22 protein-coding genes are annotated in these 25,439 nt (G+C 64.7%); 15 read left to right on the top strand and 7 right to left on the bottom strand.

Annotation, left to right across the window (positions count from 1 at the left end):
- Positions 1 to 309 precede the first annotated feature (309 nt).
- Complete coding sequence (locus KI241_RS14610; RefSeq protein WP_212802643.1) at positions 310 to 5,178, top strand: NAD-glutamate dehydrogenase; 4,869 nt, start codon at positions 310 to 312, stop codon at positions 5,176 to 5,178.
- 303 nt (positions 5,179 to 5,481) lie between these two features.
- On the opposite strand, the gene KI241_RS14605 is transcribed toward KI241_RS14610, so the two are convergent.
- The 3 genes from KI241_RS14605 to KI241_RS14595 form a co-directional block, all read right to left on the bottom strand.
- A complete protein-coding gene (locus KI241_RS14605) occupies positions 5,482 to 5,886 on the bottom strand; it encodes a cupin domain-containing protein (RefSeq protein WP_212802642.1) in 405 nt (134 codons plus the stop codon).
- 250 nt (positions 5,887 to 6,136) lie between these two features.
- A complete protein-coding gene (locus tag KI241_RS14600) occupies positions 6,137 to 6,430 on the bottom strand; it encodes a putative quinol monooxygenase (RefSeq protein ID WP_047737828.1) in 294 nt (97 codons plus the stop codon).
- A 123-nt stretch (positions 6,431 to 6,553) separates the two neighbouring features.
- Positions 6,554 to 7,987, bottom strand: a complete 1,434-nt coding sequence (locus KI241_RS14595; RefSeq protein WP_042732046.1) for a PLP-dependent aminotransferase family protein — start codon at positions 7,985 to 7,987, stop codon at positions 6,554 to 6,556.
- A gap of 203 nt (positions 7,988 to 8,190) precedes the next feature.
- On the opposite strand from KI241_RS14595, the gene KI241_RS14590 reads away from it, so the two are divergent.
- Positions 8,191 to 8,631, top strand: a complete 441-nt coding sequence (locus tag KI241_RS14590) for a carboxymuconolactone decarboxylase family protein (RefSeq protein ID WP_212802641.1) — start codon at positions 8,191 to 8,193, stop codon at positions 8,629 to 8,631.
- 50 nt (positions 8,632 to 8,681) lie between these two features.
- Here KI241_RS14590 and KI241_RS14585 read toward each other — a convergent pair whose 3' ends face one another.
- Positions 8,682 to 9,023 (bottom strand): hypothetical protein, encoded by a 342-nt coding sequence (locus KI241_RS14585; protein ID WP_042732044.1) that lies wholly within the window; start codon positions 9,021 to 9,023, stop codon positions 8,682 to 8,684.
- 206 nt (positions 9,024 to 9,229) lie between these two features.
- Here KI241_RS14585 and KI241_RS14580 point away from each other — a divergent pair, with 206 nt between their 5' ends.
- From KI241_RS14580 to KI241_RS14570, 3 genes are read left to right on the top strand one after another with little or no spacing between them, the layout of a single operon-like run.
- Positions 9,230 to 9,862, top strand: coding sequence for a secretin and TonB N-terminal domain-containing protein (locus tag KI241_RS14580; protein ID WP_042732049.1), 633 nt, complete (start codon positions 9,230 to 9,232; stop codon positions 9,860 to 9,862).
- On the top strand, positions 9,859 to 10,404 hold the full coding sequence (locus KI241_RS14575; protein WP_042732043.1) for a sigma-70 family RNA polymerase sigma factor: 546 nt from the start codon (positions 9,859 to 9,861) through the stop codon (positions 10,402 to 10,404). The genes KI241_RS14580 and KI241_RS14575 overlap by 4 nt, the downstream gene beginning before the upstream one ends.
- 37 nt (positions 10,405 to 10,441) lie before the next feature.
- Entirely contained in the window at positions 10,442 to 11,383 is a 942-nt protein-coding gene (locus KI241_RS14570; RefSeq protein WP_047739525.1) for a FecR domain-containing protein, read from the top strand.
- Between the two features lie 233 nt (positions 11,384 to 11,616).
- Here KI241_RS14570 and KI241_RS14565 read toward each other — a convergent pair whose 3' ends face one another.
- A complete protein-coding gene (locus KI241_RS14565; RefSeq protein WP_042732042.1) occupies positions 11,617 to 12,228 on the bottom strand; it encodes a type II secretion system protein GspJ in 612 nt (203 codons plus the stop codon).
- Positions 12,225 to 12,677, bottom strand: coding sequence for a type II secretion system minor pseudopilin GspH (gene gspH, locus KI241_RS14560; protein WP_042732041.1), 453 nt, complete (start codon positions 12,675 to 12,677; stop codon positions 12,225 to 12,227). The genes KI241_RS14565 and gspH overlap by 4 nt, the downstream gene beginning before the upstream one ends.
- Positions 12,678 to 12,793: 116 nt before the next feature.
- Here gspH and KI241_RS14555 point away from each other — a divergent pair, with 116 nt between their 5' ends.
- Positions 12,794 to 13,225, top strand: coding sequence for a type II secretion system protein N (locus KI241_RS14555; protein WP_042732040.1), 432 nt, complete (start codon positions 12,794 to 12,796; stop codon positions 13,223 to 13,225).
- 181 nt (positions 13,226 to 13,406) lie between these two features.
- On the top strand, positions 13,407 to 14,657 hold the full coding sequence (locus KI241_RS14550; protein WP_212802640.1) for an IS256 family transposase: 1,251 nt from the start codon (positions 13,407 to 13,409) through the stop codon (positions 14,655 to 14,657).
- Between the two features lie 103 nt (positions 14,658 to 14,760).
- Here KI241_RS14550 and gspI read toward each other — a convergent pair whose 3' ends face one another.
- Positions 14,761 to 15,141: a type II secretion system minor pseudopilin GspI gene (gspI, locus tag KI241_RS14545; RefSeq protein WP_123579138.1), complete on the bottom strand. Its 381-nt coding sequence runs from the start codon at positions 15,139 to 15,141 to the stop codon at positions 14,761 to 14,763.
- 147 nt (positions 15,142 to 15,288) lie between these two features.
- Here gspI and gspG point away from each other — a divergent pair, with 147 nt between their 5' ends.
- The 8 genes from gspG (at position 15,289) to KI241_RS14505 (ending at position 25,364) form a co-directional block, all read left to right on the top strand.
- Positions 15,289 to 15,738 (top strand): type II secretion system major pseudopilin GspG, encoded by a 450-nt coding sequence (gene gspG, locus KI241_RS14540; RefSeq protein WP_042732916.1) that lies wholly within the window; start codon positions 15,289 to 15,291, stop codon positions 15,736 to 15,738.
- Positions 15,739 to 15,746: 8 nt separating this feature from the next.
- Positions 15,747 to 16,733 carry a type II secretion system minor pseudopilin GspK gene (gspK, locus tag KI241_RS14535; protein WP_212802639.1) on the top strand — a complete coding sequence of 329 codons (987 nt, stop codon included), beginning with the start codon at positions 15,747 to 15,749 and terminating at the stop codon, positions 16,731 to 16,733.
- A complete protein-coding gene (gspL, locus tag KI241_RS14530) occupies positions 16,730 to 17,902 on the top strand; it encodes a type II secretion system protein GspL (RefSeq protein ID WP_212802638.1) in 1,173 nt (390 codons plus the stop codon). Before gspK ends, gspL begins: the two co-directional genes overlap by 4 nt.
- On the top strand, positions 17,895 to 18,461 hold the full coding sequence (gene gspM / locus KI241_RS14525; protein WP_212802637.1) for a type II secretion system protein GspM: 567 nt from the start codon (positions 17,895 to 17,897) through the stop codon (positions 18,459 to 18,461). Before gspL ends, gspM begins: the two co-directional genes overlap by 8 nt.
- Positions 18,458 to 20,821: a type II secretion system secretin GspD gene (gspD, locus tag KI241_RS14520; protein ID WP_212802636.1), complete on the top strand. Its 2,364-nt coding sequence runs from the start codon at positions 18,458 to 18,460 to the stop codon at positions 20,819 to 20,821. The genes gspM and gspD overlap by 4 nt, the downstream gene beginning before the upstream one ends.
- A 217-nt stretch (positions 20,822 to 21,038) precedes the next feature.
- The gene (gene gspE / locus KI241_RS14515; protein ID WP_212802635.1) at positions 21,039 to 22,457 is read left to right on the top strand and encodes a type II secretion system ATPase GspE; all 1,419 of its coding nucleotides are present in this window, start codon (positions 21,039 to 21,041) and stop codon (positions 22,455 to 22,457) included.
- Positions 22,457 to 23,668, top strand: coding sequence for a type II secretion system inner membrane protein GspF (gspF, locus tag KI241_RS14510; protein WP_053145251.1), 1,212 nt, complete (start codon positions 22,457 to 22,459; stop codon positions 23,666 to 23,668). Before gspE ends, gspF begins: the two co-directional genes overlap by 1 nt.
- 523 nt (positions 23,669 to 24,191) lie before the next feature.
- Complete coding sequence (locus KI241_RS14505; RefSeq protein WP_042729748.1) at positions 24,192 to 25,364, top strand: substrate-binding domain-containing protein; 1,173 nt, start codon at positions 24,192 to 24,194, stop codon at positions 25,362 to 25,364.
- The last annotated feature ends 75 nt before the right edge of the window (positions 25,365 to 25,439 follow it).

The raw sequence follows: 25,439 nt of genomic DNA, 5'->3' as shown, positions 1-25,439 counted from the left end.
AGGACGTCTGTGCCAGACAGCTAGCCGATGACCGAATATGTCGCAGCGCTGCAAGCAGGCACCTGATCGCACTCGTTAAGCTGCGCAACGGATGTGCTCCTGCAAAGGCCGCCCCCAGGGTGTTTTTTGCAGGTGTTCATTACATGGAAATTACATGGAAAAGGAATGTGACCTGCGGGTCCCGTCCAGCTTCACCCACCTGTCATCCTGTTTCCTCTGCCCGAGAATCAGGAACGGGATGGCCGACGGCCCCGAAAGGGGCTGCACGCGACGCTTCCATCAATAACAAGCCCAAGCGGAGTACCACAGATGGCGTTCTTCACCGCAGCCAGCAAAGCCGACTTCCAGCACCAACTGCAAGCGGCACTGGCGCAGCACATCAGTGAACAGGCACTGCCACAAGTGGCGCTGTTCGCTGAACAATTCTTCGGCATCATTTCCCTCGATGAACTCACCCAACGCCGGTTGTCCGACCTCGCCGGCTGCACCCTGTCTGCCTGGCGCCTGCTTGAGCGCTTCGACCACGCGCAACCGCAGGTGCGTGTCTACAACCCCGACTACGAACGCCACGGCTGGCAGTCGACGCACACGGCAGTGGAAGTGCTGCACCACGACCTGCCATTCCTGGTGGATTCGGTGCGCACCGAACTGAACCGTCGCGGCTACAGCATCCATACCCTGCAAACCACCGTCCTGAGCGTGCGTCGCGGCAGCAAGGGCGAGTTGCTGGAAATCCTGCCCAAGGGCACCCAGGGCGACGGCATCCTGCAAGAGTCGTTGATGTACCTGGAAATCGACCGCTGCGCCAACGCCACCGAACTCAGCGTCCTGACCAAGGAACTCGAGCAAGTGCTGGGCGAAGTGCGCGTGGCGGTGGCCGATTTCGAACCGATGAAGGCCAAGGTCCAGGAAATCCTGGCGGGCCTGGACGACAGCGCCCACGTCATCGATGCCGACGAAAAGAGCGAGATCAAGAGCTTCCTGGAATGGCTGGTGGGCAACCACTTCACGTTCCTCGGCTATGAAGAGTTCGTGGTGCGTGAAGACGCCGATGGCGGCCACATCGAGTACAACCCCGAGTCCTTCCTGGGCCTGACCAAGCTGCTGCGCGCCGGCCTCACCGCCGATGACCTGCGCATCGAAGACTACGCCGTCAATTACCTGCGCGAACCAACCCTGCTGTCGTTCGCCAAGGCCGCGCACCCGAGCCGCGTGCACCGTCCGGCGTACCCGGACTACGTGTCGATCCGTGAAATCGACGCCAACGGCAAGGTCATCAAGGAATGCCGCTTCATGGGCCTGTACACCTCCTCGGTGTACGGCGAAAGTGTCCGGGTCATCCCGTACATCCGGCGCAAGGTCGAGGAAATCGAGCGTCGCTCGGGCTTCCAGGCCAAGGCGCACCTGGGCAAGGAACTGGCCCAGGTGGTCGAAGTGCTGCCCCGTGACGACCTGTTCCAGACCCCGGTCGACGAGTTGTTCAGCACCGTGATGTCCATCGTGCAGATCCAGGAACGCAACAAGATCCGCGTGTTCCTGCGCAAAGACCCGTATGGGCGTTTCTGCTACTGCCTGGCCTACGTGCCACGGGACATCTATTCCACCGAAGTGCGGCAGAAGATCCAGCAGGTGCTGATGGACCGCCTGAAGGCCACGGACTGCGAGTTCTGGACGTTCTTCTCCGAGTCCGTCCTGGCGCGCGTGCAACTGATCCTGCGGGTGGACCCGAAGAACCGGATCGACATCGACCCGTTGCTGCTGGAAAAAGAAGTGGTCCAGGCCTGCCGCAGTTGGAAGGACGACTACGCCAGCCTGGTGATCGAGAGCTTCGGCGAAGCCCAGGGCACCAATGTACTGGCCGACTTCCCCAAAGGCTTCCCGGCCGGCTACCGCGAGCGCTTCGCCGCGCACTCGGCCGTGGTCGACATGCAACACCTGCTGAGCCTGAATGAAAAGAACCCGCTGGTGATGAGCTTCTACCAGCCGCTGGGCCAGGTTTCCGGCCAGCGTGAGCTGCACTGCAAGCTGTATCACGCCGACACGCCGCTGGCGTTGTCCGACGTCCTGCCGATCCTGGAAAACCTCGGCCTGCGGGTGCTGGGTGAATTCCCGTACCGCCTGCGCCACACCAATGGCCGCGAGTTCTGGATCCATGATTTCGCGTTCACCGCCGCCGAAGGCCTGGACCTGGACATCCAGCAACTCAACGACACGTTGCAGGATGCGTTCGTCCACATCGTGCGCGGTGATGCCGAAAACGACGCGTTCAACCGCCTGGTGCTGACCGCCGGCCTGCCATGGCGCGACGTGGCGCTGCTGCGTGCCTATGCCCGTTACCTGAAGCAGATCCGCCTGGGCTTCGATTTGGGCTACATCGCCAGCACCCTGAACAACCACACCGACATCGCCCGCGAGTTGACCCGGTTGTTCAAGACCCGCTTCTACCTGGCGCGCAAACTCAGCGCCGAGGACCTGGAAGACAAGCAGCTGCGCCTGGAACAGGCGATCCTCACCGCGCTGGACGACGTCCAGGTGCTCAACGAAGACCGCATCCTGCGTCGCTACCTGGACCTGATCAAGGCCACCCTGCGGACCAACTTCTACCAGACCGACGCCAACGGCCAGAACAAGTCCTACTTCAGCTTCAAGTTCAACCCGCACCTGATCCCCGAACTGCCCAAGCCGGTGCCCAAGTTCGAGATCTTCGTCTACTCGCCGCGGGTCGAAGGCGTGCACCTGCGCTTCGGCAACGTTGCCCGTGGCGGTCTGCGCTGGTCCGATCGTGAAGAAGACTACCGCACCGAAGTGCTCGGCCTGGTGAAGGCCCAGCAAGTGAAGAACTCGGTGATCGTGCCGGTCGGCGCCAAGGGCGGGTTCCTGCCGCGTCGCCTGCCGCTGGGTGGCAGCCGCGACGAGATCGCGGCCGAGGGCATCGCCTGCTATCGCATTTTCATCTCGGGCCTGTTGGACATCACCGACAACCTCAAGGACGGCGCCCTGGTGCCGCCGGCCAACGTCGTGCGCCATGACGACGATGACCCGTACCTGGTGGTGGCGGCCGACAAGGGCACCGCGACCTTCTCCGACATCGCCAACGGCATCGCCATCGACTACGGCTTCTGGCTGGGCGACGCCTTTGCTTCCGGTGGTTCGGCCGGTTACGACCACAAGAAGATGGGCATCACCGCCAAGGGCGCGTGGGTTGGCGTGCAGCGCCACTTCCGCGAGCGCGGCATCAATGTCCAGCAAGACAGCATCACCGTGGTGGGCGTCGGCGACATGGCCGGCGACGTGTTCGGCAACGGCTTGCTGATGTCCGACAAGCTGCAACTGGTGGCCGCGTTCAACCACCTGCACATCTTCATCGACCCGAACCCGGAACCGGCCAGCAGCTTCGCCGAGCGCAAGCGCCTGTTCGACCTGCCGCGCTCGGCCTGGACCGACTACGACACCAGCATCATGTCCGAAGGTGGCGGTATCTTCTCGCGCAGCGCGAAGAGCATCGCCATCTCGCCACAGATGAAAGAGCGCTTTGACATCCGCGCCGACAAGCTGACCCCGACCGAACTGCTGAACGCCTTGCTCAAAGCACCGGTGGACCTGTTGTGGAACGGCGGTATCGGCACCTACGTCAAGGCCAGCACCGAAAGCCACGCCGATGTCGGCGACAAGGCCAACGATGCGTTGCGCGTGAACGGCAACGAGCTGCGCTGCAAGGTCGTGGGCGAGGGCGGTAACCTGGGCATGACCCAACTGGGTCGCGTCGAGTTCGGCCTGCATGGCGGCGCCACCAACACGGACTTCATCGACAACGCCGGTGGCGTGGACTGCTCCGACCACGAAGTGAACATCAAGATCCTGCTCAACGAAGTGGTGCAGGCTGGCGACATGACCGATAAGCAACGCAACCAGTTGCTGGCGAGCATGACCGACGAAGTCGGCGGCCTGGTGTTGGGCAACAACTACAAGCAGACCCAGGCGCTGTCCCTGGCGGCCCGCCGTGCATTCGTGCGGATCGCCGAATACAAGCGCCTGATGAACGACCTGGAAGCGCGGGGCAAGCTGGACCGTGCCATCGAGTTCCTGCCTACCGAAGAGCAATTGGCCGAACGCGTTGCGGCAGGCCATGGCCTGACCCGTGCCGAACTGTCGGTGCTGATCTCCTACAGCAAGATCGACCTCAAGGAAGCGCTGCTCAACTCCCTGGTCCCGGATGATGACTACCTGACCCGTGACATGGAAACCGCGTTCCCGCCAACGCTGGTGAGCAAGTTCTCCGAGGCCATGCGCCGCCATCGCCTGAAGCGCGAGATCGTCAGCACCCAGATCGCCAACGACCTGGTCAACCACATGGGCATCACCTTCGTTCAACGGCTCAAGGAGTCCACGGGCATGAGCCCGGCGAACGTGGCGGGTGCCTACGTGATCGTGCGTGACATCTTCCATCTCCCGCACTGGTTCCGTCAGATCGAGGCCCTGGACCACCAGGTCTCGGCCGACGTGCAACTGGAGCTGATGGATGAGCTGATGCGCCTGGGCCGCCGCGCCACTCGCTGGTTCCTGCGCAGCCGCCGCAACGAGCAGAACGCCGCCCGCGACGTCGCTCACTTCGGTCCGCACCTGGCGGCGCTGGGCCTCAAGCTCGACGAACTGCTGGAAGGTCCGACCCGCGAAGGTTGGCAGACCCGCTACCAGGCCTACGTGGCCGCCGGTGTGCCGGAGTTGCTGGCGCGCATGGTTGCAGGCACCACCCACCTGTACACCTTGCTGCCGATCATCGAGGCGTCGGACGTCACCGGCCAGAACGCCGCCGACGTGGCCAAGGCCTACTTCGCCGTGGGCAGCGCCCTGGACGTCACCTGGTACCTGCAACAGATCAGCGCATTGCCGGTGGAAAACAACTGGCAGGCCCTGGCCCGCGAAGCGTTCCGCGATGATGTCGACTGGCAGCAACGGGCGATCACCATCTCGGTCCTGCAAGAGGGCGACGGTTCCCAGGACGTGGAAACCCGCCTGGCCCTGTGGCTGGAGCAGCACCAGGACATGGTCGAGCGCTGGCGCGCCATGCTGGTAGACATCCGTGCCGCCAGCGGCACCGACTACGCCATGTACGCAGTCGCCAACCGCGAACTGCTGGACCTGGCGCTGGCAGGTCAGACGGTCGTGACGGCCAACTGATCCGGCGTTGAAATGAAAAAACCCGCATCGAGAGATGCGGGTTTTTTTTTACCCCCGTTCGGACCGGAATCCACCAAACAGCACTGTGGGAGCGGGCTTGCCCGCGAAGGCGGTGGGTCAGTCAACCTCTTCATCACCTGACGCACTGCATTCGCGAGCAAGCTCGCTCCCACACGGGGATCCGTGGCGAACACACCCCTCGAGCCCACCAAACAGCACTGTGGGAGCGGGCTTGCCCGCGAAAGCGGTGGGCCAGTCAACCTCTTCATCAGCTGAGCCACTGCACTCGCGAGCAAGCCCGTGTCAGTTCTTCAGGGGAATCAACACCGCTTCTTTCTCGCCCAACACCATGAACACCAGCAGCTTCGCCGGTTCGGTGGTGCTGGCATTCTTCGACACCAGGTGCTCGGAGCCTGCGGCTTCATACCAGAACTCCCCGGCCTTGTAGGTCACGGCCGGCTCACCTTTGACCTGGGAGGTGATGGCGCCTTCGAGTACATAGGCCATCGCCGTGCCCTCATGCTTATGGGCGATGGAGGATTGGCCCGGGGCGTAGTCCACGGTCAGCATCATGGCTTTTTTGCCGGGCAGGTTTTTCAGCGCTTTTTCCTGCAACACATTGACCTTTTCCGAAGGGGCCGCGTCGTGGGCGAGCACTGGGGTAACGGGCAGCAAGCTGAGGGCGGCGATCAGGTAGAGGGCTTTCATGGCGGTAGGACCTTTTGGTTGAGTGGTTCTCGATGAACCCACCCTAAGCCCCATGTCCTGGCAAACAAACGTCCAATCTTTCGGAAGGTGGGTAGACCAATCGAGATCTACCCATACGCAATTGGCGAGCCCCGAACCTGTGGCGAGGGAGCTTGCTCCCGCTTGAGTGCGAAGCGCTCATAAAAGGGGCTGCTGCGCAACCCAGCGGGAGCAAGCTCCCTCGCCACGGGTTTGTGTGCACGACGCGGCATCAGACGATCGGAAAGCTGTTGAAGTCCACGCTGCGCGCCAGGCGGTTGTCGATCAGGCTGATGAAGCCCTGTACCTCGGGACAGTTGAAGTGGGCCTGCATGGCCGCTTCCGACTGCCAGCGGCCGCTGACGCTCCAACGGTCGCCGTCTTCCGGGCAACGGTCGACCAGGTAGGCATCGCAGCCCGGCAGAGCCCGCAGGGTTTCGACGATCTGCTGCAACTGCCGGCCCAGTTCCTCCGAACGCCCGGCGGCGGCCTGCACTTCTACGGTATTGATCACGTGGCGAGACATTGTTCGGGCTCCTGAATCAAGTCGGACGGATGTTACTCAACCCTTGATGACACCCGTGCAGGATAAGCCCGTCGGGTCCATGCTCAAACAGCCAATGGGCCGATAAATCCCCAGTCCAATGGCTCAGGCGACTTGCTGCAAGATGTCGCGCAGACGGTCCAGGGCGATGTCGATGTCCAGGGTCTCGATGGCGCCAAAGCCAAAGAACAGGCCCGGTCGTACCGGCGTTTCATTGAAGAAGCCTTCGAGGCTGTACAGCCCGATCTCGGCTTTTTTCGCCAGTTCGATCACCAGCGCCAGGTCGATCGGCACCTTGCACAACACCGCCATGTGGAAGCCGGCCGTGGTGGGCACGGCGTCGAACCACGGCGACAGATCCCCGGCCATGCGCGCCAGCAGGCGCTCGCGTCGACCGGCGTACAGCGTGTGGCAGCGGCGGATGTGCTTGAGCAAGCAACCCTCGGCGATGAACTTGGCCAGTGCCCATTGCGGCAGGGTGGAGGTGTGCTGGTCGGTGAGGCGCTTGGCCAGGATCACCGCTTCGAGGATCGCCGGCGGCAGGATGGCGTAGCCAAGGCGAAGTTCGGGTAGCAACGTCTTGGAGAACGTGCCGACATACGCCACGATCCCGCGCTCGTCCATGCTCTGCAGCGAATCGGCGGGCCGGCCTTCGTAGCGGAACTCGCTGTCGTAATCGTCTTCGATGATGATTGCCCCCAGTTCGTAGGCCCGGGCCAGCAAGGCTTCGCGGCGGGCCTGGCTCATGGGCATCCCCAGGGGAAACTGATGGGACGGCGTGACATAGATCAGCCGTGTGCCGTCAGGAATCAGGTCCACGCGCATGCCTTGCTCGTCGACCGGCACCCCGGTCACCGTCGCGCCCTGGGAACCGAACAGCAAGCGTGCCGGCGGATAGCCCGGATCTTCCATGGCCACCAGGCTGCCGGGGCGGGTCAACACTCGCGAGATCAGGTCCAGGGCCTGCTGCGCGCCGTTGCACACCACCACGTCATCGTCCTGGCAATTGACCCCGCGAGAAAACGCGATGTGCCGGGCAATGGCGTTGCGCAGCGCCGGCAGGCCTTCGGGCTGGCTATAGAAACCCTTGGCGCTGGCGATCTGGCGCAGTGCATGGGCGGTGCAGCGGCGCCAGTCGTCCAGGGGGAACTGGCCCTTGCCGGTGGCGCCGCCGATGAAGTCGTAGCGCAGGGCGCCTTCCAGGGTCGGATGGCGCATCAGGTCCGGCATGGTGCGCCAGGCCTCGACCACCTCGGCGCCGGCCAGTTCGCGGTGGCTTTGCTTGCGCACGATCCGGGCCGGTCGCGCATTGACGTAGGTGCCCTTGCCGATGATGCCGGTGAGGAAGTTTTCGTAGGTCAGCTGCGCGTAGGTGTCGGAAACGGTCTTGCGGGAAATGCCCAGTTGCTCGGCCAGCAGGCGGCTGGGCGGCAACTGCGTGCCGGCGGCCAGGCGACCGCCTTCGATGGCGCTGCGCAGTTGTTGATACAGCTGGCCCGCCAGGTCCTTGCGGCCGTTGATGACAACATGAAGTTCCATACCCGCAGGCTCCTGGGCGATTGCTGGCGGCCAGCGTCAAAGGCGCAAGATTACCCGCATTGTGCCGCTGCTTTGAAGTTGCGTGGAGAAAATCCCGCCGATTGGCCTGCTGCGTGCTGGTCCCGGATTTTTCGACGAATTGGACCTGTCGCCGAACGCCCCCAGGGCCTACCGTAAAGGCTTCAATCGCCACGGAGCCCGCCATGAGCCCGCGTCTGGATTACTACAGTGCCTCCCCGGGGGCAATGAAAGCCATGATCGGCCTGGAAGCCATGACCAGTCGCCTGAGTATCGAGCCGGCGCTGCTGCACCTGGTCAAGATCCGCGCCTCGCAACTCAACGGCTGCGCCTTCTGCACCGACATGCATTCGGTGGAGGCGCGCCGCCTGGGCGAAACCGAGCGGCGTCTGTATGCCGTAGCGGTATGGCGTGACAGCGGTTTCTTCACTCCCCGCGAACATGCCGCCCTGGCCTGGACCGAAGCGGTCACGCGGCTGGTCCGAAGCCAGGTGCCGGACGAGGTCTACGCCCTGGCCCGCGGCTGCTTCAGCGAGGAAGAGTTGGTAGACCTGACCCTGGCGATCAGCACCATCAGCAGCTGGAACCGCCTAGCGGTGAGTTTTCGCCAGCGTCCGGGCGGTTGATGACCTGCCAACTCATGTCTGGATGCCATCCTGTGGCGAGGGCAGCATCGTCACTTGGGCAACGGTGAGTTGTTCGGCGCAGCAGGGGGGCGCTGCGGTTTCACCGAGTTGCCAAACGCATTGCCCATACGCACCCCGGTGGCTGCCGGGGTGACCAGGCCGAGGCTATTCGGCGCGCGTTCGTTGACGGGTACGTCCAGCGCTTCCCGGGCCCGTTGCGCGGTAGCCGCCGCTTGCGGGTCATTGCCCATCTGCCGGCTCAGGCAGTTGTAGTCCGGGGTCTTGTAGCCGCCGACCGTCACCTCGATACACGCCGGCGCCTCTTCCGCCTGGGCCCAGGGCAGGGCCAGCAGCAGACCGAGGCCTGCTGTCATGCGCATCCACTGTTTCATCACCGACCTCCTGGCCCGTCCCAGGGGGACGGTGCGTTGTCAGGGCATCAGTCTAGTGCGCTGCTGGGGATTTGTATCAGATGTCATACGACATTCATAAACACCCCTCAGGATGACGGTTTTCAACGGATACGTCAGTCGTGCAGCAGGGCAGAGCCGGGGGCGGGGGCAGACGTGGTTTGACCTGGGCGCCCTTGGGCTGGCTGGTGGTGTCGTGGTGCCTGTTGACCGGGCCTGTCCAGGCGGCGAGCCTGGTGGACCTGGACATCGCGCCCCAGGCGCTGACCACGGCGCTGGAGCAATTCAGCCGCGCGACGGGCATGGCGGTGCTGGTGGACCATCAGCTGTCGAGCCAACGCCAGACGCTGGGCGTCCAGGGGCGGTTCACACCCGCCGACGGGTTGAGAGTGCTGCTCAGCGGGACCGGGCTGGCGGCGCATTACGCCCGGGCGGACGCGTTCACGTTGCAGCCGGTGCAGGTCCGCGACGTGGCGCTGCCTGCCGGTGTCACGCCGGGCCTGAGCGACAGCAACTACGCCGCCGCGATCCAGACGGTGATCCAACGCAACCTGTGTCGCTCGCCGTTGACCCAACCGGGCAGCTTTCGGGCGGTGTTGCAGATCTGGATCGGCCGTGACGGGGTGGTCCAGCACAGTCGCCTGGTCAGTTCCACGGGTGATCTGCTGCGGGACAAGGCGTTGGTCAACAGCTTGCAAAACCTCAGGATCGACCGCCCGGCGCCCAGTTCGCTGCGCCAGCCGGTGACCCTGCTCTTGTTACCCGACTCATCAGGAAGAAGCATGGAATGCACAGCAGGGGAAGGGGTGTCCGGGCGATGAAAGAGATCGGCCGCAGCCCATTGGTGAAGCTGTTCCTCACCTCGTATGAGGATTTCAAGGTACGCCTGCGTCGGCGCCTGGGTTCCGAGGAACTGGCCAATGATGTGCTGCATGAAACCTACCTGCGGGTCGATCGCATGGTCGACACCCAGGAGATCGCCCAGCCCAACGCCTATTTGTACCGCATGGCCCTGAACATCGCGGCCGACCGCCGCCAGGCCGATGCCCGGCTGCTCACCGGCGATGAAGTCGAGGAGTTGCTGCAGGTCTCGGATGAAGCGCAGGACCCGGCCCGGGTGGTGGGCGGGCAGAAGGAGTTGCAGATCCTGCTCAAGGCCTTGTACGAGCTGCCGGCGCGGCGGCGCAGGATCTTCATTGCCGCGCGCCTGGAAGAAGCACCGCACCTGGAAATCTCCCAGCGTTTCGGCATTTCCACGCGCATGGTGGAAAAGGAAGTCAAGGCTGCGCTGGGGCATTGCGCCCTGCGTCTGGAAAGAAAAGTCATTCAGCGGTTCGGTCCCGGCGCGGGAAAACCGTCTTGAGAGTAGAGACCCGACCCATTCGCGAGTGTGTTTGCGCTTGAATATCTTCAGCATCACTTCCCCTGACGCCACGCCCCGGGCCCGGTTGGCCGGCGAGGCCCGAGACTGGTTGATCCTGCTCACCTCGGGGCGCGCCACCGTGGCCGATGCCCGGGCCCTGCGCCAATGGTGCGGGCAGAGCCCCGAACACGCGCAAGCGTTCGAGGAGGCCAAGGCGCTGTGGCACGGTTTACAACCGGCGGTCGCGGCATTGCAGGCGCCGCGGCATTTCGGCCGACGGGCCTTGCTCGGGGGTGCGATTGCGGCGTCGGCCGGTTTCCTGTTGATCCGGGCGACGGTGCCGGGTGGCGTGTCCGGCCTGGGCGCCGACTATGTGACCGATGTCGGCGAGCAGCGCCGGGTGGAGCTGGCCGACGGCGTCAGCCTGGAACTGAACACCCAGACGCGCCTCAGCCGCCGTGCCCTGAACGATGGCGGGGCCGGCCTGGAGTTGCTCGGCGGCGAGATTGAAGTGCTGGGGCGCAGCACCCAGGCCGTCAGCGTCCAGGCCGGAGCCGGCTGGATCAGCGCCGCCAAAGCGCGCTTCAACGTTCGCTACACCGATCAGCGGGTCTGTGCGACCTGCCTTGAAGGCATCGTCCAGGTCGAGGTGCGGGGCCAGCGTTTTCGCCTGGAACCGGGCATGCAGTTGACCTACGACACCGCGCGGGTCGGCACGCCCCAGCAGGCCGACGTTTCGGCGGCCATTGCCTGGCGCGACCAGGTGCTGGTGTTCAACGACGCGACCCTGGCCAGCGTCATCGATGAAATCAACCGCTACCGCCCTGGCATGTTGCTGCTGCTCAATCGCGAACTGGGCTTGCGCAAGGTCCAGGCGCGGTTCCGCCTCGACCAACTGGCGGGCGTGGCGCTGCTGATCCGCGATGCCTATGGGGCAAAATGCACCGAGCTGCCGGGCGGTGTGGTGGTCCTGAGTTGAGCCTGGCGGTGCCTGGGCGGGCCCCTTCGCGGGCAAGCCCGCTCCCACAGCGTTCGCCGTGGAGCATTTGTGGGAGCCTGCTCGCGAAGACGGCATGACTCTCGCGGCCAAACCTCAATCCCCTGTGTGAGCGGGCTTGCCCGCGAAGGCGGCCTGACAGCCGACCTAACGTCTGCGGTTGCACTGGATGCAGCTGTGGGGCATTGATCCTGCTGCCATTGAATGACTTCGCCTTACTCCAACGGCCCTAACACCTGTCGATACCGTTCAGTGCCTTGGGGCGTCTCGCGGGTCAGGCTGATTTCGATGCCGGATGGGTTCTCCTGGCGGTTACCGCTGAGCTTGCGCCAGCCTTTGTCCTTGTCCCAGTAGCGCAGTCCCGCCGAACTGACTTCATTGAGCACGGCGACTCCGTCACCCGGCGCGGGCAGCGGATAGCGGTCGCGTGCCGGGCCTTGGGCGCGGTAGAGCGTGTTGCCCTTTAGCCACCAGCGCACCCGTTGCAGCGCGCCGTCCCGGGCGGCGGCCACGCGGATCACATCCAGGCGAAAGCCCTGGCCGTCGGTGCTGCGCACGGTGAGGGCGGGTGGAGCGGTCGAGGGTTCGTCGTCGATGCCGGGCTTGAGCGGCTCGCTCAACTCGATGCTGGCGCGCAGGGCCACGTCGCGCTCCAACTGATTCAACGCCCGCAGCAAGGCCTCGGTCTGCTCGGTACTGGCCTGCAAATGGCTGTCGGCCCGGGTCACGCTGTCCAGCCCGCGCCAGGCGATCAGGCTGACCACCGCCATCAGCAGAATCGCCACCATGACTTCCAGCAGGGTGAAACCTGTTTGCCGAGCGTTCATTGGATCTGCACCCGCCCGGCGGCATTGCGTTGCACGCTCAGGCTGTTCTGGCCATCCGAGAGGCGGATCTGCAACGGCTCGCCGAGCCACTCGGCGTTGAGCACCACCCGTTGCCTGGGCTCCACGCGAACGTCCATCGACGGGCTCTGCCAGCGACGCGGATGCAACTGGGGATCATCCTTGAAGCGATCCAGCGCGGTGTCCTGGTCGCCGCGGCGACTGAAGCTGAAACCCTTGGCGTCCCAGCGCCAGGTGATCGGCCGCCCATCCGTGCGCGCTTCGGTCTGGGCCAGTTGCAGCAACTGCACCAGCCGCTCGGCGTCCTGGCGCAGCACCTTCAGCGGGTCCGGCTTGATGCTCAGGCTCACGGCCGCGCTGGCGATGCCGATGATCACCAGCACCACCATCAATTCGATCAGGGTGAAACCGCGTTGCGTGTCCCGGGCCATCTCGCGCTCCTTTGCGTCGGGACCATCCTGCACGGGCAAGATGATAAGGGTGTGAAATAAAACGGAGAGATTTGCGGGGTACGCTGGGGGTCGGAATTAAAAAGGAGATTCAGGCCATGGCGTTCATCGAACGGGTATCCCCGGCGCATCTCGTCCAGGCGCTGGCGTTGTTGGCGGCGTTGGCTGGGGTGGCGACCTGGTCTTCGCTGTTGCTGACCTCTGCCGAGTCGCGCACGCCGGATGTCGCCCCGCAACGCATGGCCGAGCGTTCGGATAGCCCGGCGCTGCAATGGTTTTCCAACCAGCCGGCGCCGGTGCAGATCAAGGTCAGCGGGGTGATGGCCGGTGCCCATGGCGCTGTGGCGATCCTGAGCCTCAACGAGGGCCCGCCGCGCAGCTTCCTGGTGGGCGAGCGGGTGGCCCAAGGCGTGCGGCTGGTGGCGATCGAGGCGCAAGCGGTGGTGATCGAGCGTGGCAGCGAGCAGACTCGGCTGGCGTTGGCGCAGTTGCCGGATTCGGTGAGTTTGCCGTCTTTTGTTCAGCACTGAATCTGTGCCAAGCCTGTTGTGGCGAGGGGATTTATCCCCGATGGGGTGCGCAGCAGCCCCAAACAGCCGAATGAATCTGCCGGGGGACACCGAGGCGGCAGTAAGAGGGGGGCGCTTCGCACCCCAGCGGAGGGTGTCAGAAATTTTGTGTTCGGGCATAACATGAGTAAGAGGTGCATGTATGCCAACCAAAAAGAAACCGCTTCGAGAATTACCGAAAGTCCCGAAAGAGCTTCTTGAGCAGTTTTCCGCCGCCCCGCTGATGACCGCGGAGGCCATCGAAGAGGCCTCTGCGGCGTTCAAGAAGGCGCTGATCGAGCGTGCCCTGAGCGCTGAGCTGGGCCATCACCTGGGCTATCCTCCGGGCGCGCAGCGTCCAGAGGATGAAACCAACCAGCGCAATGGCAAGAGCGGTAAGACGGTGCTGACCGGTGATGGCCCGCTCCGGCTGGATATCCCGCGTGATCGAGAGGGCAGTTTTTCGCCCATTCTTATTCCCAAGCATGAGCGCCGTTACACCGGTTTCGACGACAAGATCATCGCCATGTATGCCCGTGGGATGACGGTCAGAGAGATCCGGGCGTTTCTTTCCGAGCAGTACGGGACGGATGTTTCGCCTGACTTCATCAGCTCCGTGACCGACGAGGTGATGGAAGAGATTGGCGCTTGGCAACAGCGTCCCCTAGAGCCGATGTATCCGGTCATTTTCTTTGATGCTCTGCGGGTCAAAATTCGCGAAGAAGGTCTGGTTCGCAACAAAGCGATTTACTTGGCGCTGGGCGTTTTACCCGACGGGACACGCGACATCCTGGGTATCTGGATCGAGAACACCGAAGGGGCAAAGTTCTGGATGAAGGTATTCAACGACCTCAAGACGCGCGGCGTCGAGGACGTGCTGATTGCCGTAACCGATGGCCTAAAAGGCATGCCAGAGGCCCTCAGCGCGGTATTTCCGGAAACAACATTGCAGACCTGCATCGTGCATCTGATCCGCAACAGCCTTGATTATGCGGCCTGGGACAAGCGTCGAGAACTGGCCAAGGCCCTCAAACCGATCTATCAGGCCATCAATGTACAAGCGGCGGAACAGGCTCTGGATGAATTTGAGCGCGGGCCCTGGGGCAAGCAATATCCAACGGTTGTGGCGGCCTGGCGACGGGCGTGGGATCGAGTGATTCCATTTTTTGTTTTCCCGCCCGCGATCCGCAAGGTGATCTACACCACCAATGCCATCGAGAGCATCAACGCTCAGCTACGCAAGATCATCAAGACCCGTGGTCACTTTCCGAGCGACGACGCTGCAACCAAACTGATCTGGCTGGGGCTGCGCAACATCACAGCAAACTGGGGCTCGGCGGCGCATGATTGGAAAAGTGCAATGAATCAATTTGCGATTCTGTACGGAGATCGGTTCATCAGGCCGACCTGGTGAAATCAAGGCCTGCCTGACGGCAGGCCGCTACCGGCCCGAACACAAAAAATCTGACAGTCCCCCCCAGCGGGGATAAATCCCCTCGCCACAAATGCATTTGCATTCAACGGACCGTTTCCCGAACAACCAACGTCTCCAGCCGCGCCAGCGGCGGGGCCTCGCGGCTGCGGTCCGACACGCTCAGTTCCACCCGCAACAACCGACCGTCCTGCGCCGTGCGCAAGGTCTGTTCGCAGCGCAGTAACAGGCGCCCCTGATCGCAGTCGAACACCTTCAGGCCGGGTGCCAGCCGGCCTTCCAATTGCAATTGCGCCAGTTGGCTGCGGGCGGCCAGCAGGGCGATGGATTTGTCGCGCAGCAAGCCATTGCCCTGGGTCATCACCGCCGCCACACGCACCGCGGCCGACATGGCCACGGCGATGATCGCCAGGGCCACCAGCACTTCGATCAGGGTGAAGCCGGCGTGCGGGGCGGGGCGGGGCATGGGGTGGGCTCAAGGCAAATGCAGCCCTTGAGGTTAGCCCGCGTTCGTGACCGATTGACGACGCAAGCTCCTGAGCAATTTCAATATCACTGACATATTTTCTTGCAACACTGCGCCTCGTATCGAATCCAGCGAAGGACCGTCGAGATGCAGATCGCCCGTTACAACGCCCGTCCCCAAGGCCCACGCGGGCAGCGGGGCTTCACCCTGATCGAAATCATGGTCGTGGTGGTCATCCTTGGCATCCTGGCGGCCATGGTGGTGCCCAAGGTGCTCGACCGTCCCGACCAGGCCCGGGCAACGGCGGCGAAGCAGGACATTGGCGGGTTGATGCAAGCCTTGAAGCTTTATCGCCTGGACCACGGCAGCTACCCGAGCATGAACCAGGGCCTCAAGGTGCTGGTGGAGAAACCCGCCGACGCCAAGAACGGCACTTGGCGCTCGTACCTGGAACGCCTGCCGAACGACCCCTGGGGCCGTCCCTACAACTACCTCAACCCCGGCGCCAATGGCGAAGTCGACGTGTTCTCCCTGGGCGCCGACGGCCAGCCCGACGGCGACGGCGTGAATGCCGACATTGGCTCCTGGCAGCTCTAAGGACCGTGATGGGAACGAATTCGCCCCTCGCGGCGAAGCAGCGCGGCATGGCGGTCATCAGCGCTTTGCTGATCGCTGCCGTGGTCGCGGTGATCGCCGGTGGCATGCTCACTCGCCAGGCCCTGTTCACCCGCAGCCTGGAAGCCGAGCAGTTGCGCATCCAGGGCAGTGCGCGGATGCAAGGCGGCCTGGCGCTGAGTCGCCAATTACTGTGGGAGGCCCGCCAGCGTGATCCGTTGACACGCTTCGGCCAGCCTTGGGCAAAACCCATTGTCCTGCCCGGTTCGAACCAGGTCGATACGCCGTTCGAAGGGCAGCTCGAAGATGAGCAGGGCAAGTTCAACCTGCGCAACCTCGTCGCCAATGAACGTGTCGACGAGGAACAATTGAATGCCTTCGAACGGCTCTGCGGGCAGCTGGGGATCGCCGCCAGCGTGCGCGACCGCATCGTCGAGCGCGTCATTGAAGCGTACCCGCGCACGCTGAACCCGGAACGGGCGGACACAGCGCCCACGGGGCGTACCTTCGACAGTGGCCGGGACACCTCGCCTGACGCGGATGCCGCATTACTCAAACCGACCCGACCGATGCTGCGCACCGTGCGCGACCTGGGCGACGTCAAGGGCGTCACGCCTGCCGTGCTGGCAGCGCTGGCGCCCTACGTGACGATCCTGCCGGCCAATACCTGGGTCAACGGCAACACCGCCAGTGCCCCGGTACTGGCCGCCGCTGTGCCGGGGTTGTCGTTGCAGCGGGCCGAGGCGCTGGTGCGGGAGCGGGAGGGCGGCCATTGGTTCGTCAATCGCGGGGATTTCGTCAACCGCCTGCGCATGCCGGAGCTGGAAACGGCCACGGTCAAGGTGGGCATCACCAGCGACTGGTTCCGCCTGCGCGGCCAGGCCCGCAGCGGTCAACGGCGGGTTGAAGTCGATGCGTTGCTGCAACGCACCCAGGACCGGTTGCCCCGGGTGATCTGGTCGAGGGTGGGCGTATGACACGGTTGCGCGTGGCGTTGGCGCCGTTGGCCGAACTGGACCTCGACAGCCCGGTGGCGTTCGCGGCGCTGGACCGCCAGGGCCAGGTGCGCGAGCACGGGCGCAGCAGCCTCAGGGCGTTGGGGCAGGGCGCCCGGAATCTCTCGGTGGAGTGCTTTCTTCATCCCCGCGACAGCCTGCTGACTCGCCTGGAGCTGCCGCTGTTGCCGGCGGCGAAGATCACCGCCGCGGTGACGTGCGCGGCCCAGGCCCTGATGCTCGGCGCCAGCGAACACATGCAGGTGGCTCACAGCCCGCGGGGTGTCGACGGGCAGGTCCAGATCGCCTGGCTGGACCGGCAGTCGCTCGCCCGGCTGGGCCAGTTGTTGCACCAGGCCGGGCTCAAGTTGCGCGGCCTGTACCCGGCGGCCTATGCCTTGCCCGTGTTGGCCGGCCCGGTGGCTTGCATCGAAGACGGTCACCTGTTGCTGCGCCATGGTCCGCAGCAGGCCGAGGTGCAGCCGTTGCAAGAACAGGCGCTGGAAGAGTGGTTGATGACCATGGGGCCCGGCTTGCATTGGATCGGCGCAGCGCCGCCCCAGGCGTCGATCACGCCCCTGGCCGACATCCACCGCTGGACCGGCAGCGCGCCGGGCTGGGGTTTGCATGCCGGTCTGTCGCGCAACACGGCCGGACGCGGCGGTTGGGGCCGGGCGGCGGCCCTGTGTGCCATGGCCGTGGCGGTGTGGGTGGTGGGCCTGAACCTTTACGCCGCCCGTGAGGCGGCCCAGGGGCAACGGCTCAAGGCGCAAATGAGCCAACGGGTGAAGCAGGCGTTCCCGGACTTGCCGGTGGTGCTCAATCCGCTGCAACAGGCCCGGCAACAGATTGCCGCGCGCCAGGACGGTACGGCGACGGACCCCAGCCAACGCTTCGTCAGCCTGATGCAGCAGGCCGGCAGTGCCATGCCGTTCATGAGCGGCAACGCCCAGGCCCTGGTGTTCGAGAACGGCGAGTTGCGCCTGGAGCTCGTGCCCGACGCGCCGAAGGCCGCCGCCGAAGACGATTGGAAAGGCCCCCTGGTCCAGGCCGGCATCGATGTCGTCGCCGTTGACCAGGGCTGGACCTTGCGCATGACCCAGGCCGGCCAGGCCACCCCCGAAGATACCGCGGAAGACGATGATGAATAAGCCGTCCCTGGCCGTGCTGAGCGTCCGCTGGCAAACCCTGCGCAGCCGCTGCCGGACCTTCTGGCAAGGCCTGGCCGTGCGCGAACGACGGGCCGTGGCCCTGAGCGCGCTGGTGCTCGGCGGTAGCCTGGTCTGGCTGGGATTGATCGAGCCGCCGTTGAAGACCATCGCCTATTGGCAGGCCGAAACGCCGAAGCTGCGCTCACAGACCGAAGCCCTCGAAGTGCTGCTGCGGGACGTCGCCGGGCCGGCGCCAGGCCAGCCGTTGGAAGCAGCCCTGCGCCAGACCCTGGACGCCAGCGGGCTGGGCGATCACTACCAATTGCAGGCGCCCGGCGCCGATACGGCCAACGCCTGGCAACTGACCTTCACCGACGCGCCGGCCGACGGCGTGATCGGCTGGCTGCTGAGCAACCCCGGGCCATTGTCCCTGGAAGTGTCCGAGGCGCGCCTGCAACGCACGGCCACGGCCGCTTCCACTGGTCTTGAAAATACCGCCGGCACTCTGTCCGGAACCGTTCGCATGCATCAGGCGCAAGGCGCTAAGGAAGCTTCATGAAGGGGGCCCGTTACCCACGTCATTGGCGCAAGGCCGCGCCGCTGTTGTTGCTGGCATTGAGCGCGTGCAACAGCACGCCGCCGGCCTCGCAGCCACCGTTGCTGGTGGACAGCGAACTGGGTGTTCCGTTGGGCAGCACGCAGCGCAGCGGCGACGCGTTGCTCGACCGTCAGCGAGCCCAGGCGGCACGTGAGCAGAAACCGGCGGCGCGCCACCAGGTCGACCTGACGTCCCGTGCCCGTGAATCGCGCAACCCGCCGCCGGCGCGCAACCCGCTGGGGGATCAGCCGGTGACGTTGAATTTCGTCGAGGCGGATATCCAGGCCGTGGTGCGGGCCTTGTCCCGTTCCACCGGCCAGCAGTTCCTGGTGGACCCTCGGGTCAAGGGCAACCTGACGCTGGTGTCCGAAGGGCAGGTGCCGGCAAGCCAGGCCTACGCCATGCTGCTGGCGGCGTTGCGCATGCAGGGCTTCAGCGTGGTGGACGTCGGCGGCGTGGCCCAGGTGGTGCCCGAGGCCGACGCCAAGCTGCTGGGCGGGCCGATCTACAGCGCCGATAAACCGGCCGGCAATGGCATGCTGACCCGCACCTTCCGGCTGCAATACGAGAACGCGGTCAACCTGATCCCGGTGTTGCGCCCGATCGTCTCACCGAACAATCCGATCAATGCCTACCCCGGCAACAACACCATTGTCGTCACCGACTACGCCGAGAACCTGTCGCGGGTGGCGCAACTCATCGAAGGCATCGACACCCCCAGCGCCATCGACACCGATGTGGTGCCGGTGCAGAACGGTATCGCCGTGGACATCGCGCAGATGGTCTCCGACCTGCTGGAAACCCAGGGTGGCGACCAGACCCAGAAAATCAACGTGATCGGCGACCCGCGCTCCAATTCCATCATCATCCGGGCCGGCAGCCCCGAGCGCACCGAGCTGGCGCGCAACCTGATCTACAAACTCGACAACGCCCAGAACAACCCCAGCAACCTGCACGTGGTGTACCTGCGCAACGCCCAGGCCGGCAAGCTGGCCCAGGCCCTGCGTGGTCTGCTCACCGGCGAAAGCGAAGGCGAGGGCAACGACAATTCCCGGTCGGTGCTCAGCGGCATGGGCGCCAGCACCAATGGCCAAAGCGCACAGAGCAGTACCGATGGCACCAGCACCGCGACCGGTAGCGGCTCTTCAAGTAATAGCAACGTTAATGGCTACGGCCAGGGCAGCAGCGGGCAGGGCGCGAGCTCGACGAAGAACGAGCAGAACACCGCCTTCAGCGCGGGCGGCGTGACCATCCAGGCGGATGCCACCACCAACACCTTGCTGATCTCCGCGCCCGACCCGTTGTACCGCAACCTGCGGGAAGTCATCGACCTGCTCGACCAGCGACGTGCCCAGGTGGTGATCGAGAGCCTGATTGTGGAAGTGGGCGAAGACGACGCCAGTGAGTTCGGCGTGCAATGGCAGACCGGCAACCTCGGCGGCAGCGGGGTGATCGGCGGGGTCAACCTGGGCGGCAGCGGGCTCAACCTCAACGGCAAGACCAGCATTGATGTGCTGCCCCAGGGCCTGAACCTCGGGTTGGTCAACGGCACCGTGGACATTCCCGGCATCGGCAAGATCCTCGACCTCAAGGTCCTGGCCCGGGCCTTGAAGAGCAAGGGCGGCACCAATGTGCTGTCGACGCCGAACCTGCTGACCCTGGACAACGAAGCCGCGAGCATCTTCGTCGGCCAGACCATTCCTTTCGTCAGCGGCAGCTACGTCACCGGGGGCGGCGGCACCAGCAACAACCCGTTCCAGACCGTGACCCGCGAAGAGGTGGGCCTGAAACTCAACGTCCGGCCGCAGATTTCCGAGGGCGGTACGGTCAAGCTGGATATCTACCAGGAGGTCAGCAGCGTCGACAACCGCGCTTCGAGCACCACGGGGATTGTCACCAACAAGCGCGCCATCGACACCAGCATCCTGCTGGACGACGGCCAGATCATGGTCCTGGGCGGGTTGCTGCAGGATGGCTACAGCCAGAGCAACGACGCGGTGCCGTGGCTCTCGACCTTGCCCGGCATCGGCGCGCTGTTTCGCAACGAAAGCCGGCAGACCACCAAGACCAACCTGATGGTGTTCCTGCGGCCCTACATCATCCGCGACACGGCGGCGGGGCGCAGCATCACTCTCAACCGCTACGACTTCATGCGCCACGCCCAGGGCCTGTTGCAACCGGAACGCAGCTGGGCCATGCCCGATATCCAGGCCCCGCAACTGCCGGCGGCATCCCGGGCGATCCCCGGCAGCGCACCTGCCGCGCTGCAAACGCCCAGGGCGGCGATCAAGGCGGTGCCGCTCGAAGGAGAGCAGCGCTGATGACCACTACGCTTAAGCACCCCACGGTTGTGGCGAGGGGATTTATCCCCGTTGGGGCGCGAAGCGGCCCCAAAGCAGCGGTCTCGGTTTGCCTGACACGCCGAGGCGTCGGTTCAGGGTCGCTTCGCAACCCAGCGGGGATAAATCCCCTCGCCACAGATAAATCTGATAGGCACACATTTTGTGCACGACCTATCGGACGATGGAGCAGGCTTCCATGACCACCCTCCCATACGCCTGGGCCAAGGCCCAGCGCCTGGTGTTGCGCCAGGGAGAGGCGGGCGCGGTGTTGGTGGTGTGTCCGTCGACGCCGGGCTGGTCCATCAGCGAAGTGCGCCGGCAATTCGGCGAAGTGCCCCTGGAGCGGGTGCGCGACGAAGAACTCGATGGCCTGCTCAACACGGCCTACGCCGACACTGGCAGCGCCGCCGCCGTGGTGGGCGCGGCGGAGAACGAGGTGGACCTCGACCGGCTGATGCAGGACATCCCCGAGATCACCGACCTGCTGGACACCCAGGACGGCGCGCCGGTGATCCGCATGATCAACGCCTTGCTGACCCAGGCGGCCCGGGACGAGGCCAGCGACATCCACATCGAGCCCTTCGAGAGCCATTCGGTGGTGCGCTATCGGGTCGACGGTACCCTGCGCGACGTGGTCTCGCCACGCAAGGCGCTGCATGGCGCGTTGGTGTCGCGGATCAAGATCATGGCCCAACTCGACATTGCCGAAAAACGCCTGCCCCAGGACGGTCGCATTGCCTTGCGCGTGGCCGGGCGCCCCATCGACATCCGGGTTTCCACCGTGCCCACCGGTCACGGCGAGCGGGTGGTGATGCGGCTGCTGGACAAACAGGCCGGGCGCCTGCAATTGGAAACGCTGGGCATGGACGCTGCCGTGCTGGGCAAGCTCGACCATTTGATCCGCCAGCCCCACGGCATCGTGCTGGTCACCGGCCCCACCGGCAGCGGCAAGACCACCAGCCTCTACGCGGCCCTGGCGCGGCTGGATGCCAGTGTCCACAACATCCTCACCGTCGAGGACCCGGTGGAGTACGACCTGCCGGGCATCAGCCAGATCCAGGTCAATGCCAAGATCGACATGACCTTCGCCCTGGCGTTGCGGGCGATCCTGCGCCAGGACCCGGACATCATCATGATCGGCGAGATCCGTGACCTGGAGACCGCGCAGATTGCCGTGCAGGCCTCCCTCACCGGGCACCTGGTGCTGGCGACGCTGCACACCAACGACGCGGTGTCGGCCGTCAACCGCCTGATCGACATGGGCGTCGAGCCGTTCCTGCTGGCCTCGTCGATGCTCGGCGTGCTGGCCCAGCGCCTGGTGCGCCGACTCTGCGCGCACTGCAAGCAACCTGATCCGGCCACGCCGGGCACCTGGCGCCCGGTGGGCTGCCCGAGTTGCAACCAGACCGGCTACAGCGGCCGTACCGGCATCCATGAGCTGTTCTGCATTGACGATGACATCCGCACGCTCATCCACCAGGGCGCGGGCGAGCAGGCCTTGCGCGCCGCCGCCCGCGAGGCCGGCATGTTCAGCATGCGCGAGGACGGTGAGCGTTGGGTGCGCAGCGGCGCCACGGCGCCAGAAGAAATCCTGCGCGTGACACGGGACGCCTGATGAATCGCTACCGTTTCGAGGCGGCCGACGCCCAGGGCAAGATCGAATCAGGGCATCTGGAGGCCGACAGCCAGAGCGCCGCGTTCAGCCTGTTGCGCAGCCGCGGGCTGACGGCGTTGCAGGTCGAAGCCGAACGCAGCACGGCCCAGGCCAGCGGGGGCGGGCTGTTCAGTGCCCGGCTCTCGGACAACGACCTGGCCTGGGCCACCCGGCAACTGGCGAGCCTGCTCGGCGCGAGCCTGCCCCTGGAGGCGGCATTGAGCGCCACGGTGGAGCAGGCCGAGCGCAAGCACATCGCCCAGACCCTGAGCGCGGTGCGCGCCGATGTACGCAGCGGCATGCGCCTGGCCGAAGCCCTGGCGGCACGGCCTCGGGACTTCCCGGAGATCTATCGGGCGCTGATCGCGGCGGGGGAGGAGTCCGGCGACCTGGCCCAGGTGATGGAGCGCCTGGCCGATTACATCGAGGAGCGCAACAACCTGCGGGGCAAGATCCTCACGGCGTTCATCTACCCGGGTGTGGTGGGACTGGTGTCGATCGCCATCGTGATTTTCCTGCTCAGCTACGTCGTGCCCCAGGTGGTCAGCGCCTTCTCCCAGGCCCGTCAGGATCTGCCGGGGCTGACCCTGGCCATGCTCACCGCCAGTGACTTCATCCGCGCCTGGGGATGGTTGTGTTTTTGCCTGCTGGCCGGCGGTTTCTGGAGCTGGCGGCTGTACTTGCGCAACCCGGCGGCGCGGCTCAGCTGGCATGCGCGGGTGCTGCGCCTGCCCCTGATCGGGCGGTTCGTGCTGGGGCTCAATACCGCGCGTTTCGCCTCCACCCTGGCGATCCTTGGCGGTGCCGGGGTGCCGTTGTTGCGGGCGCTGGAGGCGGCGCGCCAGACACTCTCCAACGAACGCCTGAGCCTGAGTGTCAGTGACGCCACCGCCAAGGTCCGCGAAGGGGTCAACCTGGCGGCCGCCCTGCGGGTGGAAAAAGTCTTCCCGCCGATCCTGATCCACCTGATCGCCAGCGGCGAGAAAACCGGCTGCCTGCCACCGATGCTCGAACGCGCCGCGCAAACCCTGTCCCGCGACATCGAACGCCGGGCCATGGGCATGACCGCACTGTTGGAACCGCTGATGATCGTGATCATGGGCGGCGTGGTGCTGGTGATCGTCATGGCGGTGCTGCTGCCGATCATCGAGATCAATCAGTTGGTGCAATGAGCCCACGGCAGCCTGGCAAACACAGTTCCTGTGGCGAGGGGATTCATCCCCGCTGGGTCGCGAAGCGACCCCAAAAGACTGGATGCGACCGGCTTGCCCCACCGAAGTGAACAGCCATGGGCTGCTTCGCAGCCAACGGGGATAAATCCCCTCGCCACAAAACCGTCCGGCAAAAAAAATCACGGCCTCCACCTCAACTCCCGAGCCCGCCCCCCATCAAACTCGGGTTCCTCGTTCTGTCATTTTCCCCTGGTCCTGACCACCCGCCGCACGCTGCACCGCAGCCCTGCCAAACGCCGCCGTTGAACCGGCTGAAAATGCCGGTCCAGAGCCCTCGAACACCCGAGGAAAAAACCCGGAAATCGGCCTCCAGCTCCCGAGGTTTTTTCCTCTATCTGTCACCGGAACCTGCGAATTTCTACGCCATGGCCTCACCCCAACGCCTGCGGCACCGGACCGAGCGCCATGACGGCAAGCCTGCGTCACCCAACCTACGTACGAACACGATGAAAGGAGATTCTTCATGTTTAAGCGCAACGTTCTCGCAGTATCCCTGACCCTCGCCGGCCTCTGCGCCGCCCAGGCTGCCATGGCCGATGTCAATGGCGGTGGTGCTACCTTGCCTCAGCCGCTGTACCAGACTTCCGGCGTACTGACCGCCGGTTTCGCCCCCTACATCGGCGTAGGCAGCGGCAACGGCAAACTGGCGTTCCTGAACAACGACTACACCAAGTTCGTGGCCGGCAACACCAGCAAGAACGTGCACTGGGCGGGCAGCGATTCGAAACTCAGCGCCACTGAGCTGAGCAACTACGTCACTGCCCACGGCGCTGCCTGGGGTCCATTAATCCAGGTGCCTTCGGTAGCCACCTCGGTCGCCATTCCGTTCAACAAGACCGGCACTGCCAACGTCGACCTGAGCGTCAACCAACTGTGCGGCGTGTTCTCCGGCCGCCTGACCGACTGGAGCCAGATCACCGGTTCCGGCCGCACTGGCGCGATCACCGTGGTTTATCGCGCTGAAAGCAGCGGCACCACCGAGCTGTTCACCCGCTTCCTGAACGCCAAGTGCGCCGAGACCGGCACTTTTGCTATCACCACCACCTTCGCTTCCAGCTACAGCGGTGGCCTGCCGACTGGCGCTGTAGCCGCCACCGGCAGCCAGGCTGTGATGACTGCGCTGAACGCTGCCCAAGGCCGCATCACCTACATGAGCCCGGATTACGCTGCGACGACTCTGGCTGGTCTGGATGACGCCACCAAAGTAGCGCGGGTTGCCGGTGTGTCTCCAGCCCCAGCCAACGTTTCGACCGCCATCGCTGCGGTACCCGTGCCGGCCACTGCTAATCGTGCCAACCCGAACGCCTGGGTACCGGTGTTCGCCGCAACCACTAACCCTAACGATCCAAGCGTCGTGGCTTACCCAACCACCGGTTATCCGATCCTGGGCTTCACCAACTTGATCTTCAGCCAGTGCTATGCCGACGCTGCACAAACCACGCAGGTTCGTGACTTCTTCACCCGTCACTACAATGCTACTGCGGCCAGTAGCAACGATGCTGCCATCACTGCAAACCGCTTCGTGCCGCTGCCAGCGGCCTGGAAGCAAGCCGTTCGTAGCAGCTTCCTCACCAGCACCAACGCTCTCAGCATTGGTAACACCAACGTTTGCAACGGCATTGGTCGTCCGCTGTAACACCACGCCTGAGCGACACGCAACACCGATCAGCAACGGCGCAAGTCGTTGCTGATTTTTTGCGTAAGGCCCGAA

The sequence above is a fragment of the Pseudomonas sp. Cab53 genome (assembly GCF_018325965.1).
Lineage (GTDB): Bacteria > Pseudomonadota > Gammaproteobacteria > Pseudomonadales > Pseudomonadaceae > Aquipseudomonas > Aquipseudomonas chlororaphis_E.
The sequence above is the reverse complement of the archived record's forward strand: the minus strand, read 5'-3'. Positions and strand labels throughout refer to the sequence as shown.